General features: G+C 46.4%; 9 protein-coding genes and 1 pseudogene. 3 read left to right on the plus strand and 7 right to left on the minus strand.

Annotated features, from left to right (window positions below; translation table 11 throughout):
* Window positions 1-59: 59 nt before the first annotated feature.
* Window positions 60-281 carry a hypothetical protein gene (locus RID09_RS23380; RefSeq protein WP_446338316.1) on the minus strand — a complete coding sequence of 74 codons (222 nt, stop codon included), beginning with the start codon at window positions 279-281 and terminating at the stop codon, window positions 60-62.
* 254 nt (window positions 282-535) lie between these two features.
* Between RID09_RS23380 and RID09_RS23385 the strand changes: the two genes are divergently transcribed.
* Window positions 536-2,317 carry an autotransporter domain-containing protein gene (locus RID09_RS23385; protein ID WP_446338317.1) on the plus strand — a complete coding sequence of 594 codons (1,782 nt, stop codon included), beginning with the start codon at window positions 536-538 and terminating at the stop codon, window positions 2,315-2,317.
* 275 nt (window positions 2,318-2,592) lie between these two features.
* On the opposite strand, the gene tkt is transcribed toward RID09_RS23385, so the two are convergent.
* Window positions 2,593-4,611 carry a transketolase gene (gene tkt / locus RID09_RS23390; protein WP_446338318.1) on the minus strand — a complete coding sequence of 673 codons (2,019 nt, stop codon included), beginning with the start codon at window positions 4,609-4,611 and terminating at the stop codon, window positions 2,593-2,595.
* Window positions 4,612-4,880: 269 nt separating this feature from the next.
* The gene (locus tag RID09_RS23395; RefSeq protein WP_446338319.1) at window positions 4,881-7,484 is read right to left on the minus strand and encodes a DUF7507 domain-containing protein; all 2,604 of its coding nucleotides are present in this window, start codon (window positions 7,482-7,484) and stop codon (window positions 4,881-4,883) included.
* 1,369 nt (window positions 7,485-8,853) lie between these two features.
* Between RID09_RS23395 and RID09_RS23400 the strand changes: the two genes are divergently transcribed.
* Window positions 8,854-9,222 (plus strand): hypothetical protein, encoded by a 369-nt coding sequence (locus tag RID09_RS23400; RefSeq protein WP_446338320.1) that lies wholly within the window; start codon window positions 8,854-8,856, stop codon window positions 9,220-9,222.
* A gap of 118 nt (window positions 9,223-9,340) precedes the next feature.
* Here the strand turns inward: RID09_RS23400 and fabF are convergent, their stop codons facing one another.
* Together fabF and acpP are read right to left on the minus strand one after the other, a co-directional pair.
* Complete coding sequence (gene fabF / locus RID09_RS23405; protein ID WP_446338321.1) at window positions 9,341-10,597, minus strand: beta-ketoacyl-ACP synthase II; 1,257 nt, start codon at window positions 10,595-10,597, stop codon at window positions 9,341-9,343.
* Window positions 10,598-10,661: 64 nt separating this feature from the next.
* Window positions 10,662-10,910 (minus strand): acyl carrier protein, encoded by a 249-nt coding sequence (acpP, locus tag RID09_RS23410; protein ID WP_446338322.1) that lies wholly within the window; start codon window positions 10,908-10,910, stop codon window positions 10,662-10,664.
* Window positions 10,911-11,151: 241 nt separating this feature from the next.
* Between acpP and RID09_RS23415 the strand changes: the two genes are divergently transcribed.
* Entirely contained in the window at window positions 11,152-12,759 is a 1,608-nt protein-coding gene (locus tag RID09_RS23415; protein ID WP_446338323.1) for a mechanosensitive ion channel family protein, read from the plus strand.
* A gap of 173 nt (window positions 12,760-12,932) precedes the next feature.
* Here the strand turns inward: RID09_RS23415 and RID09_RS23420 are convergent, their stop codons facing one another.
* Window positions 12,933-13,994 carry an adenosine deaminase gene (locus tag RID09_RS23420; RefSeq protein ID WP_446338324.1) on the minus strand — a complete coding sequence of 354 codons (1,062 nt, stop codon included), beginning with the start codon at window positions 13,992-13,994 and terminating at the stop codon, window positions 12,933-12,935.
* Between the two features lie 207 nt (window positions 13,995-14,201).
* A pseudogene (locus tag RID09_RS23425) lies at window positions 14,202-15,008 on the minus strand (SagB/ThcOx family dehydrogenase); the annotation flags it as partial.
* Between the last annotated feature and the right edge of the window lie 144 nt (window positions 15,009-15,152).

The following is a 15,152-nucleotide window of genomic DNA, read 5'->3' on the forward strand; positions in this document are numbered from 1 at the left end:
CCTATCCTAGTCAGCTTTTTTGTTGACGGTTAACGGCGTATTATTATTCATTTGAATCATTAGCGACGGCGACAGAACCACCTAAACAGGTTGATGTCGCCTTGCATTTTTTGGAGTTCTTGTTGGTGGCGTTTGGCGGTTTGGCGATACCATTGGCAGTAGGACTGGAATTCTTGGCGATACTGGGTTTCTCGGTGGAACTCGTAGGTGAGTTGGTAGGTGGCAAAAATATCCGCAGCAGGTGGAGGAGTGGGGACAATTTGGCGGAATTCCTCTGACATGGATTAAAGAGTATTGGGTTTAGCACAAGTCAACGACCACGATGTTTAGTGTAACAGGCTCGGTCAGGATATGTTCACTATGCTGATAGATTTAGCGAATTTATTGGTTATCTGTATGGAAATCCAATTAAAGTTAGACTAGAAAAACTTAGAGTAACTGCAAAGATGATCGGGGGATCATGTCATTCTCATTACTAAAGTTTCAGTAGCACATTAGTGCTTAAGTCAGCGCTATTTAGCTTAGGGTAATATTCATGCAAAAACAAGCTCTAGCGATCGCATCTGTTTTATTATCTACCCTGTTGCCGCTCGATGCTTCGGCACAGAAATTTGAGGAGTTTTACATCTTTGGCGATAGTCTCTCAGACGTTGGTAACAGATTTGAAAGCTCTCAAGGTCTCTTCCCTCCTAGCCCTCCCTATTTTGAGGGACGTTTTACTAACGGCTTGGTCTGGGTGGAAGTTCTCGGATTAGAGTTAGGAATTGATAACAATCCAGCTAATAACTTTGCCCTTGGTGGTGCAACCTCAGAGGACGTGCTGGAGCAGGTTATTGAGTTGACCACCACAAGGCAACCACTCGATTCCAATGGTCTTTATACTGTTTGGGGCGGCGCCAACGACTACCTCGACGTAGCTCCAGGCACAAACCCAACAGATATAGACACGACAACCACGGTCAACACCCTATCTAATGCGGTGACAACGCTGATTGCAAACGGTGCTGAAACGATTATAGTAGTCAACCTGCCAGATTTGGGAAGGACGCCTCTAAGATTAACCTCTCCCTTTCCTCCCGACGCCATCACCGCCGCAGTCAATCAATACAACCGCAACTTAAATGCAGCTATGCAAATGTTAGCTCAAAACCGTGAAGTTCAGATCATACCGCTCGATGTCAATGCTCTGGTTAATGAAGTTCTCGCCGAGCCAGCCAGATACGGCATAACAAACGTGACCGAACCTTGCTTAAATGATGCAACAGATACGGTTTGTCCCAACCCCGACGAGTATTTTTTTTGGGATGAAATTCATCCGACTGCTGCCGTTCATGAGCTGCTTGGAGAAGCGGCTTTGGCAGTGCTGATTAGTCCTCAAACAGTTATCCCCCAAGCCGACATTGCCTTAAGCGTTGCTCGCAGGCAGACTCAAACGATTGACGCTCGGTTGCGGTCCCTGCGAGGTGTCCGCGAAACTCCCCCCGAACAACGGGTCGGTGCCTTCGTGAACGGTGACATCAACTTCGGCGATAAAGATACCAGCAATAGCGAACCGGGTTATGATTTGACAACAACAGGCATTACTGCTGGCATTGACTATCGCGTCACGGGCGACCTAGCGATGGGAGTTGCTGTCGGTCACCTCAGCAATGACACCGAACTTGATGATGACCTTGGCGAGGTTGAAGTTGATGGTTATGCCGTTTCTATCTATGGCAACTATGTTCGGGGTAACTTTTATACGGATGCCGTTGTCAGTTATGGTTGGAATGACTATGAGATAACCCGCCAAATCGAATTCGACAACCGCAGGGCTACTGCTGACACGGACGGGAACCAGCTATCGGTCAAAGTGAACGGTGGTTACAATACCAGATTGGGCAACTTTTCTTATGGACCAACCCTAGGAGTTGGCTATGATCGCGTCGAAATTGATGATTACACTGAGGAAGGTGCTCTTAGCCTCAACATGAAAGTCCAAGACCAAGAAGTGGAATCGCTGGTTCTCAGTGCGGGCGTTCAGGCGGCTTATGTGTTCAAAGCTGGCAACACTACAGTGACACCCAATATCCGGGCAAGTTACGAACACCAGTTCGCCAACGACAGCCGCGAAATCGAGACGGAACTCCTCACCCAACCCGGCATCCCGATGCGGGCGACTACAGACGACCCCGATCGCGATTACGTCAGATTAGGGGCTGGAGTGGACGTGCAGTTTTCCCAGAATTTTTCCAGCGCGATCGATTACGAAACTGTCGTCGGGCGCGAAGACTACACCGACCATAGGGTTAGAGCACAACTGCGCTACCAATTCTAAACAACACCTAAACAACACAGATGTTTTATAATTGCCAATCTGAGGTCAAGCACTCAAGAATAGTGAAAAAGGCTCTCTATTTCTAGGGAGCCTTTCTGATTGTAAGTGGTCGAACATAAATAAACGGTACTGTATCAAGACATTAAAAATGCTTGTCACCTTTACCTCAAGAGAGGCTGGGTGATGTTTACAAAACTTTATACAGCACCCAAAAGTTTTGTCCGACTACTTAGGGATACGGCAGTTCCGTTTCCCTACGACTGAAATTACTATCCTTAAAGCGCCTTAGCCTTAGCCACGATATTATCTACCGTGTAGCCAAACTTCTCTAAAGCAACCTCACCGGGAGCCGATACGCCAAAGTGATCAATACTAATCGTGTCACCTTCAGCGCCAACATAGCGACACCAGCCAAAGCTAGAACCCGCTTCCACTGCTAGGCGCTTGGTTACGGCTTTCGGTAGTACAGATTCCCGATAGCTTTCATCCTGTTCCTCAAACAGTTCCCAGCTTGGCATCGAAACCACGCGGACTTTCTTGCCTTCACCCCGGAGTTTTTCCGCCGCATCAACACAGATGTGAACTTCGGAACCTGTGCCAATTAAGATGATGTCGGGTGTGCCATCGCTATCAGATAGGATGTAAGCACCTTGGGCGACAGCATCAATCGAACTTCCGTCTAGGTTAGGTAGCCCTTGCCGGGACAATGCTAACAGACTCGGTGTTGACATTCCATTGGCAGGTTTTGCCTTCTCAATGGCTATCTTGTATGCACCAGAGGTTTCATTGCCATCCGCCGGACGAAGTACGATTAAGTTGGGAATCGCTCGCAGGGTGGGAATATGCTCAATCGGTTGGTGCGTCGGACCATCTTCCCCTAATGCTACAGAATCATGGGTCATTACCCAGATTACCCCGGCATGGGATAGGGCAGACAGGCGAATCGCTCCCCGCATGTAGTCGGTGAAGACTAAGAAGGTGGCACCGTAGGGAATCAACCCAGACTTATGCAGGGCAATCCCATTACAAATCGCTCCCATGCCATGTTCGCGAACCCCAAAGCGGAGGTTGCGGTTTTCATAAGCGCCTTTTTGGAAATCCTTTGAGGATTTGAGTAAGGTTTTGTTGGAAGGGGCTAAGTCAGCCGAACCGCCAATCAGTTCCGGTAATACCCCAGCCATGACGTTGAGGATTGTGCCAGATAGATTCCGAGTGGCATCTTTCTTATCCTCAGGTGTATAGGAAGGTAGGACTTTCTCCCAACCGTCGGGCAGCTTACCACTGACCATCCGTTCTAATAAAGCGGCTTCCTCACCGTATTCAGCTTTATAACGGGTGAAGAGTTTGTTCCATTCTTCTTCATATTGGGCACCGCGATCAACTGCTTTGCGGAAATGCTTCAGGGCGTCTTCGGGTACCTCGAAGGCGGGATAATTCCAACCCATATGGTCACGAGTGGCTTGTACTTCATCAGCACCTAAGGCTGCACCGTGTACGTCATGGGTATTGGCTTTATTGGGAGAGCCGAAACCAATGGTTGTGGTGACTTTAATTAAGGAAGGCTTATCGGTTACCGCTTTAGCCGCTTCAATTGCCTTATGAATCGCGTCCAAGTTGGTGTTACCATCGGGAACATGCTGGACGTGCCAACCATAGGCTTCAAAGCGCTTGCCCACATCTTCCGTAAAGGCAAGGTCGGTGGAACCGTCAATGGAGATATGGTTATCATCGTAAAGGGCAATCAGTTTGCCTAGTCCCAGGTGTCCTGCCAGAGAACAGGCTTCTCCTGAGACACCCTCCATATTGCAACCATCACCTAAGATGACGTAGGTGTAGTGGTCGATAATTTGGCAATCGGGTTTATTAAACTTGGCGGCTAAATGTGCCTCTGCCATCGCTAAACCGACACCATTGGCAATCCCTTGTCCTAATGGTCCGGTGGTAACTTCTACCCCTTCAGTCATGAAGTTTTCCGGGTGACCAGGAGTTTTGGAGTCCAACTGGCGGAACTGCTTGATATCATCGAGGCTGACGCTATCGTAACCTGTTAGATAGAGCAAGGCATACTGTAACATACAGCCATGACCCGCAGACAAAACAAAGCGATCGCGGTTTAACCAGTAGGGATTTTTCGGGTTGTACCGCATCAGGCGATCCCACAGCACAAACGCCATCGGTGCTGCGCCCATTGGCAATCCGGGATGACCGGAGTTTGCTTTCTCTACGGCGTCTATCGCCAGAAAGCGGATGGAATTAATACAAAGTTCTTCGACAGATTGGGTTGCAACGACCATAGGTGTTATGTAATGACTCCAGGAAACTAGGGTTTAACGCAAAATTACTTCCGTAAAGCAAAGGTTACTCTTTCCCCAAGGATACTCTCATCATCCCATTAGGGGGATCGATGATCAAGAGTCTCTGGTATAAGCTGGACTCAAATTTGAGGATTGGGTTGAATGGGCAGGACAAGTTGTTCTGTATATGTTTACACAGTATAAATGTAGGGGCGCATAGCCATGCGCCCCTACTGGGATAATTTATTCGGTTGAGAACCTAGAACAAATTACAACACTTCGGTGTAATGGAATGTAACTTTCTCGCCAAATCGGTCAAAACGTCCATCAATTGTCGCTTCTGCGGTCGCCCGAATTGGGTCAGAGACAGCACCATCAAAGGTGGACTTGTAGCCGACATAGACTGAGGAACCGAAGACAATTGAGGTATTAAATAGCTCTGTTGACGGATCGCGGTCAGTAAGCAGCGTTTCGTTGGAGTCGAGTATACCATTGGGATTGCTGTCAATCCAGAACTGGTTACTGTAGCCCAATTCTGTGGGTAGCCAGCTCTTCTTATTACCCTTGCTCCCTTCGACTTGTTCCTCGTAACCCATATTCAAGGAATCAACCTTGACATCAACCGGATCACCGCTAGCATTGACAATGCGGAAGTTACCAGAGAGCATATCACCATTACGGATTCCGGTGAGGGAATCAATCTCGATACTGCGCTGATTCTTCTGGAAAACATCGACTACAGCATCGTCATCGTCAGAGGCTTGATTGCCTTCATCATCCGTACCGTTGGCGATGATGGTATTTGTGGGATCTTCCCAAGGATTTAATTCACCGGGTGCATAGGATGTCGTATAGTCGAAGGTGAAGGCTTCACCAGGGTTGAGGACGATATCCCCTGTATTCCCTGCGGCTTGCCAATCGGCTAAAGCATCAGTAATCCGATCAACGGTTTGCACTTCAGTGGTTTGCTGGATACCATCGCCGTTATTGTCTATCCAGAGCGTGTCTGGTAGGGACGTAATTGTGACTGGGTCGTAGTCAGCGCTATTGGGGTCACTGTTATTGGTGATGGTTACCGTGTAGGTGACATCAGCACCCACATCCTCGCGGATACTTGTCGTGCTAGCCGTCTTGATCACACTAATTTCTGGGAGAGCATCGCCGTAGTAGTTGGCATCATCGCTGTCGGTTAGAGGAGCCTGGTTACCCAGATCATCGGTGTAGGTAGCATTGACAGTAGCCGTGTTGGTGTGAGGTCCGGCTTCCCAGGTGGCGCCGTTGAAGGTGTACACAAATTCGTCAGCACCGCCTGCAACACCATCATTGGCGGCGAGGTCAAAGGGTGCGAGATTCAGAGCAAAGTCGCTATCGGATAGGGTGACTCCAGTCAAAGCCACATTACCCGTGTTCTGGACTACGAACTTGAAGATGGGATCACCGTTACCTTCGGTTAGTAAAGGACCGGTTGGGTTATCTGCATCAACAAAGGTGTTACCACCATCAACGGAGACGTATTTCTCTACGTCAATGCTGGGGTCAGCACCGAAGTAGTTACTGGGGTCATCATCCGTAACGTTCTCCGTATTCCCTAAATCATCGGTGTAATTTCCTGTAACTGTTCCCAAGTTGCTGTAATCACCAGCTTGAGCAGTTCCATTGCCTTGGTAAGTCCAGGTTTCACCCACATCTAAGATGCTGTCGCTGTCAGTATCACCACTGACATAGGTGGGAGTAAAGTCGTCAGACGTATCATTTACTGTGCCATTATCATCCATGACACTGACATTGGAGATGCCAACATTTCCGGCATTGCTAACGCTGTATGTCCAGTTAACATTTGTGCCTGCTAGAATTTCTTGACCATCTGCACCATTGGTGACTTTATCGATGGCAATGGCGGGATTAGCACCGAAGTAGTGCGCCTCATCCATGTCACTGACGGTTGTTTGACCATCAGTTCCTGAAGTCGTTGCTGTGTTGGCGTGCTGACCAGATTGCCAGGTGGCGCTATTGAAGATAACTTCTGTGGATGCACCGGCGGCTAATGTGCCAATGTCGTATTGATTATTACCACTGGTTAAGTCTCCAGTGAGTCCATCTAAGCTGAAGTCGCTATCGGTTAAGTTAACGTTGGTTAGTGCAACGTCACCCGTATTCGTGACGACAAATTTGAAGAGGGGATTTGTGCCATCTAGGACTTCAGATCCGGTGACACTATCGGCATCTTCCCAGGTTACACCGCCATCAACGGAGACGTATTTCTCTACGTCAATTGCGGGGTTTGCCGGACCTCCATTATCGGTGATATCGCCAATAACTCCGCCTGTTTTGGCACTCTCTTGACCACCATCTGTGGACTGGAGACGTACATACCACTCCGTATTTTCGAGCAGGGTTTCATCAAGATCCTGAGTGGAACTGCTAATCACGAAACTGGCAGTTTGGACGATTCCTTCTCCCGATCCTTGTTCGCTAAACTTGATGCCAATATCAAAGGGTTCTGCGCCATCAACTTGAAAGCCGGGATCTAAGTTGTTACCACCGGTAACAAGATTGCTATTATCTGTTACTTTTTCTTCACCGATAACAGACGTTGGGGCAAACGTGCTGAGAGACTGAGTATTACTCTGTTCCGAGCGTTGGATGTTTAAGATCTGTAAGTTTAAAGCATCAGGGTTGTAAATGCTATTGATATCAAACGCTACACCGAGCAGATCATCTGTACCAGAATTAGAGCTGGGATCTAAGCTGAGTGTAACTTTAAGATCGTTAAAACCATCGTTATCAAAGTCTTGACCATATTCAATTGTGACATTGATGAGCTCGTTCGATGCACCAAGTTGTGTTGTGAATTGAGTTGTAAAGATTCCCATTGACGCTTCTTCTCCGTTAGTCTGTGAATAATGTCGTGACGAACTGACTGACTTCGCTAGTCTTGCGAAAGCCAGGTTATTTGGAAAATGGTCAAGGTTTATACATTCCGAGATCTATGAGTTGTGATAAGATAGATCTCAAGAAAAGATACAAAGCCCCTCAATCCAGGTTGGTCAAGGCAAAAAGCCAACCTGTACTGAATAGTACATACAAACTAATGTTGGGTTTAAAGGTGTCTATTTCTTTAGCTTTATGTTCAGCAGGTTTCTCAGAATCGGCTAATCCTGAGATATTCTGCCTTGGCTTTTGCAGTCGTGGAACCTGGTACGTTCTACGGCTGCATTATATTTAGCAAGTTTCTCATAATCGGCTAATCCTTTGCAGTCGTGGAACCTGGTACGTTCTACGGCTGCATTCTTTGGGCTAAAGACAATGGACGACAACCAGATAAGCTGGATTTGTAAACTTTTGTTAATCTTCCTCAATTTATCTTAAACCGAAATCCATTTTTTTAGCAACCTTTTTTAGATTAAATCTTTTTAACTTGATTGTTTCTAGTGTCCCCTAGATTTTACCTACGACTTTTTAATTCAGTTTGCTATGCTCATTTGCTTTTGTCTTGCCGATTGCCCTGGGAAACTAATGATAAAGGCAGTCACTCCAGTTTGTCGTCAATCAGTTTTACAAGAGTGGTAAAATCGCAATCCTTTCTAGATAAGCGTTTCAGCCTCATTGTTCTCAAACATCATTTAGACGGGCGATAGCGCTCATGAGTTTTTCTCTGACTTACCTAACATATTGAACCTTAAAGGTGAAAATATGGTGAAGATTGGAAAATTCTTTTCGGATTTGAATTGAGCCAATTTTCCATACCCATTCTGTTAGCTACAGCCGATAAAAAGACTATAGCCATACTCAGTTGTTGTGCGTTTTATCAGCACGTTATAGCTATGGATACCCTCTCTATTGCCCGTTGTCAATGACTACAGACGATAGAACAAAGCCCCAACGCTCTAAATGTTGTTACCTGGAAAGGAAAGTGATAGAAATAATACCCAAATGATACGACTAAGGAAACACGGCTTGGAATAGTGTATTACGACTGTCTTTCACGCAGAGACGATGCATGGACAGTTCGGTATCAAGTGTTTTGGTATCACATATAGGAAGACAAATTATTACCTAGCACGCTGAGGTCGAGAAAGGTTCAGTGCAGAAAGAAGAGAGATGAAAAACCGCTGTCCGGTTTTTTGATGGCTTTGAGGGCTTGCGCGTTTTGATTAATGGGGTTGCACCAGTTTTCCATGTCGCTACTTCTCCCTGAGGTTGACAGTTGTGCCACAACCCTCTTGGGATAGAGATTTGTGATTGGTAAACATTAGTATATATCTAAAGGAGGCGATCGCACAATATATTTTTCGAGAACTGAAGAACTATGGGGGAGAGGGGGATGTGGCGAAGATCGCTGATAGGAGGGAGATAGAGGGAGAAGGATATGGGGGAGTAGGGGTTTGCTCATTCCCGAATCACCCTACGCGATCGCGTAGGGTGATTGCCGATGCTGTTGTGGTGCCAAAGGCAATGGCAGGGAGTAAAAACCCTGAAGGGGCACGGCAGTGCCGTACCCCTTCGGAACCTATCCAATTTAATGGAGGCGTTGATACCAAGTTGCAGTCTAAGGTAGAATCTGTCATGCTGAGCAAAACCCTTCACGACCTTCGAGGGCAGGCTCCGTGAAACGGAGTGACGCGAAGCATCTGCCCAGATTCTTCGCTTCGCTCAGAATGACATGATAGAACGCAACTTGGTATGAAATCGCGATCGCTTTATCGCGAAGACAGCGCCACTGAGATCCTTAAGCTGATCTGTACTTCTTGAACACCAAGGTGACATTATGACCGCCAAAGCCAAAGGAATTTGATAGCGCCACATCAACTACCTGCTGACGGCTTTGATTCGGCACATAATCTAGATCGCAGTCTGGATCAGGATTTTCTAGATTAATCGTCGGCGGAATTTGGTCATGGGTTACCGCCAAGACTGATGCCACGGATTCGATGCCCCCAGAACCTCCTAACAGATGACCTGTCATGGATTTGGTGGAACTCACGGCAATCTTGTAGGCATGATCGCCCAAAGCTTTTTTAATCGCCGTCGTTTCTGTGGGATCGTTAACGGGTGTACTTGTCCCGTGGGCATTAATATAGCTAACGGCTTCTGGCGGCAATCCAGCATCCTTGAGTGCCAACTGCATTGCCCGGATTGCCCCTTCCCCACCGGGCACGGGTGAGGTCATGTGATAGGCATCACAGGTCATGCCATAGCCGACCATTTCGGCATAAATATGGGCACCCCGACTGAGGGCATGTTCCAATTCTTCCAACAGTAGGATACCCGCACCTTCACCCATAACAAAGCCGTCGCGATCGCGATCAAAGGGACGACAGGCATGTTCGGGGTCATCATTGCGGGTAGACAGGGCTTTTGCCGAGGCAAATCCCGCCACGGATAAAGGTGTCACGGCGGCTTCCGTTCCCCCACAAATCATCGCTTGGGCATAACCCCGTTGAATCAAACGAAAGGCATCTCCCACCCCATGGGCGCCAGAAGCACAGGCACTGACAGTAGAGGTATTGGGTCCTTTTGCCCCCGTATGAATTGCCGTGAGTCCGGCTGCCATATTGGCAATCATCATCGGAATCATAAACGGGCTACAGCGATCGGGACCACGAGTCAAGTAGACCTCTTGTTGGTCTTCCAGGACTTTGAGCCCGCCAACCCCGGTGCCAATGACAACACCCACCTGTTCTGCGTTCAATTCATTAATGACAAACTTCGCATCTGCGATCGCTTGTTTGCTAGCCGCGACTCCAAATTGGGCAAAGCGATCCATTCGCTTGGCTTCTTTGCGATCCATATAGTCATGGGGATTAAATCCCTTGACTTCGCCAGCAATACGACAGGCATGGCGGGAGGGGTCAAATCGGGTAATTGTACTAATCCCATTACGCCCACTCAAGAGTCCATCCCAATACTCTGCCACAGTATTACCGATGGGAGTGATCGCGCCCAATCCTGTAACAACAACGCGCTTGAGTTCAATGTTTGTCATGATGCCAATAAAACCGGGCAACTGCCCGAGAACGCAGAACTTCTTCTAAGAAGACAACCGCTAACTAGGCGGCTGCTTCTGATTTTGAGCTGATATAGTCTACAGCCGCTTGGACTGTGGCAATATTTTCGGCGGCTTCGTCTGGAATCTCGATATCGAACTCTTCCTCTAAAGCCATAACCAATTCCACCACGTCCAGGGAGTCGGCGTTTAGGTCATTGGCAAAGTTAGCTTGAGGGGTTACGTCACCGGGTTCAACTTCCAGTTGTTCCGCAACTATTTTTTTGACTCTATCGAAAATTTCTTGGTTCATCTACTCTATACCTCAACCGAGTTGCTAGAACGTGATCAATTGGTTCGTTTGCATTTTCTCATCTTATCCGAAAGGGGGATCATCAAACCCATCGGTAGCCGCTTCTCCAACTGGCATCCAGTTGGGCTACTCATCATATCATGTTCATGGTACTCCTACTCCTAAGAGCCAACTATAGGATACTTCTGCTCCTTTGAGCCAGCTATGTAGCCATCAACAATCACCAATCAACAAGCTGATCATGTTAACCGCGCTTACGGTCATTCCCTTACGGACAGTTGGTTTGATTCTGGGGAAGCTCGCGATCGCTTCCCTAGCAGCTTGTCTGCTCTACATCTTCTTATTTTATGGGCTACGCTCCATTTTTCGGAAGTTTGAGAGCGATATTGCCCTAGTCACCCTGAATGTCTCCGCTTATCCCATTCTGACGATTTTCATTCTGGTCAGTTTGAAGGTTGCCTTTGGGGATTTAGCTGCTGGAGATACCCCAAGCTGGTTTGAACGTCTGCTGACGGCGAGTATTATTGTGGCAGTCAGTTATGGGTTAATCCAGTTATTCATTCAAGTTTTCATCTACTACCTCAAAGATTATGCCCGACAAACTGAAGCCATGTGGGATAATGTCCTGTTCCCTCTCTTAGAAGGCGTTGTCCCGTTTGTGATTTTTATACTGGGTAGTGTTTTCGTTCTGCAATCCTTTGGCGTTGATTTAACCGGAATTTGGGTCACATTAGGGGGGGCGACGTTTATTATCGGGTTTGCGGTTAAAGATATTTTAGCTAATTTTTTTAGTGGTATTGTTCTGCTGATTGATACACCCTTTCAATTTGGTGACATTATTGAACTGGAAAATGGTTCAATTGGAATGCTGCGGAAAATTGGCGTGCGGGTGACTCAAGTCTATATGTTTGATGACCGATGTGAAGTCTATATTCCCAATAGTGTTTTACAAGGTCAGTCCATTACGAATTTAAGTCGTCCGATTCCTCACTATTTCTATGCCTTGCCTGTAGAAGTCCCACCGGAATGCGATCTCGAGCAGATTCAGCAACTCATGCTGGAAATTGTTTTCGCTCATCCGGATACATTGGGAGATATTGAAAAAAAATTGGCTTATATCGATCAATTCTATAACCCCTCTAATTCAGACACTCATTTTTCCTACAAAAAGAACATGAGTCGTCAACGGTTGATTCTAGAAAATGAGGTAAACATCAAGCTAGAAGATATTGAGCAAGCGTTAGAAGCGCTGATGGTCATGATTCAATTTGCTGAAAAAGGGGGATTAGATGGCGAAGAGATTGAAACTATTCAACAGGAATATGAGGAGATATTGCACCAAATTGGGTTAGAAGTTTTCAGGGAACGACAAAATAAACGAATTCTCTTTAAATTACAGGAGAACGAATCTCCCGACACTTTAATTGGTTTAGTTAGGGAATGGTATCGCCTATGGTTAAGAGATTCCAATTTACGCGATGAAGATCAATATATCCTGCCTGATGAATGGGAACGAAAAATTGAACTTTTAAAACGACGGTTTCAACGAGTTTTCCAGAAAATCAGTAATCCTCATCGTGAAGAAACCCGGTTGGACGATTATGTCATGGATCTAGTTAAATGGTTACGAGAGCGATTTAAACAAGCCAGAAGCCAACGACAAGAACCTAAAATTAGGATGAAGGGAACATCCCAATATGAGGGGTTTACCTTGATTAAATTCACGATTGAATTCTATATCGATAATGCCAAATTGGAAGACTTTAGACGAGGTAATCGCGTGAGTAGCGAAATTTATCAAGAAGTGATGCGACATATTAAAGATGCTTACCCCAAGGTTAAACCCTGAAAAGAGATAAGGTGGACGGTAAGTAGGTGGACACAATTAAAGTTAACGGTTGAGATCGTCATTTGTCATTCGTCATTCGTAAGGGTTTGAGAGCTTTATCAACAAAAGAAGAGAGGGCAACCCGACCAAATTGAGTGGACTACCGTTGTTAATTGATACCAGCGGTTCTGCCCCTAATTTTTGGTTCTGGGTGTACCATTGGCGGCAACAACCTCGTCTCTAGAATTTTCCAGCAATCCGGTTAATAGAGAGGCGGGATGCTGTTTATGGGGCCAAGCAAAGGCGTGGCGAAAGGCGGCATCTTGACAGGCTTGCATTTGTTCAAAATCAATCACATCTTGGGTTAATAAGTTTTCGTACTCAAAGGGTAACCGCACATTATTTAATCCCGCGTTATCGGTACAAATGGCAATATCAACCCCCGCATCAAAACAGGAATCAAAGACCACTTTCAGTTGATGAATATCATCGAGTGTTCCTGTTTTCAAGTAGGTTGTGGGACATATTTCTAAACATTGCTGTCGCTGGGCAACTTCTTTTAACAACTCTGGATATTTTAAGGGAATATGAATGCCATGACCAATTCTCATTAAATATGGCAAAAGTTCTGGATAACAACCGTCGGTGGTTTCGTAGAGATGACCCGTTGTATTAAGACCGAGCGATCGCGCATACTGATAGAGTCCCACAAATTCCTCTAATCGTTCACCATAATGAGCATCTCCTCCCGCTAAATCCACCCCACATACATAGTCCTTCCTTTGGGCGGCTAGATCAACAATTGCCTTATTCACCGCATAGGGAAGCCGTGAATGCATACAGAGAATTTGACTCGTCACCATCGGATAATCATTTACCTGACTGGCTTTTCCGACAATCTCCACAATCTGCGCCATCTGATCAATCCGTTCCGATTGACTTAACTGTTCCGGCGTGCGTAAATAAGGCGTATAGCGAAGTTCTAAATAGGCTAAATTCTCAAAGATATACGCGCCGCGAATTAAGCGATAGATAAAATAGGGTAAGCTTGGCGCTGTTTGTACATGTTCCACCAACGTGTGCAGTTCCAAATACTCATCCAACGTATTGCGCGATCGCGTGTAAAATTCCTCAAACTCCTCATAGTCAGCAAATTTCTGGGTTAACGGATCACTTTGGCGTTGAAAATATCGCCAGAGAATCCGAGGAACCACTGAACCCCCCAGATGACGGTGTAACTCAGCGTATAATGGCATACAATCTCCTGGTAACTGTGTCGTTTTCAGTCTTGGCTAGACAGCAATGTCACCACGACTTAGATCAACTCTAGCTCTTGTAAAAAAACTTTGCAGAAACAGTTTGTCTGTCAAGCCCGCTTAGGGGCTTGTCACCCCTTCAGCCCACCCTCTATAAATGCAACAACTCAATGATGGCAAATGACATAAACGAATGACAAATAACCATTAACTTCTCGGACGCCCCAGGGTAGTAATATAAAGAACCGCCTCATCAGGAGGAATCCCTAAAACTTCATTCACTTGATCATCAAAGAACCCACCGATACCACTTACACCCAATTGTAAATAAATCGCCGCTAAATTGAGCCGTTGTCCCAGGTGTCCCGCATCCAGATGCAGGTAACGATAAGCGCGATCGCCATACTTCGCCACAGCTTCCTTCAAGTCGGCTGTGTGAAAGAGAACCACACTCGCATCCCGCCCTAACTCTTGTCCCAAGCACAAATAGTGTAATTCCCGGCGGAAGTTCTTAAAGCGAATTTGCCTTAATTCTTGGGCTTTCGGCGCGTAATAATAGCAGCCTTCGTCTAAACCTGTTACCCCAGAACTTGCCACAAAGGTTTCAATTAAGCTAAGATCAAAATAATCAGGATAAGTCTCAAATCCTTGCTGGCTGTAGTGTTGCGGTTGGTAGGTAAAATCAAGCAGCAATTTAAGTTCATCTAAGGTTAGGGTTGCACCATTATAAGCGCGAGTTGAGCGCCGTTGGAGAATCGTATTTTCCAAAGCTTGAGGCGCATATCCTTCCCTGGTAATCCTTCCCCATTGAATCGGTGGTGTAGCGGTGGAGACTTTGGTGCAGAAGGGAAAATTATACTTGTCTTCACCTAAGTTTTCCGACTCTGAGTCATCGGATGATGGCGATTCGATTTTTTCCTTATCCGTCGGTTCAATTTGCGTTGCTTGGTGTAGGTAAGCCAGCAACTCCCCATCAGGAAGTTTGGGATAGTCAAACTGTGTCGCTGACGGTAAGACAATAAACTACTCAGGCTTGCCTAACGGCTGAAGCCTGAGTTTTCAGTAGCCCTGAAGTCATCAAACAAGTTAAGCTGAACGTATCTCTGTGTTCTGTTTAACTTGCACGATAACCCCGTGCCTCCAGGCTGGTTTATAGAC

This window comes from Coleofasciculus sp. G1-WW12-02 (genome assembly GCF_040219735.1).
Lineage (GTDB): Bacteria > Cyanobacteriota > Cyanobacteriia > Cyanobacteriales > Coleofasciculaceae > Coleofasciculus.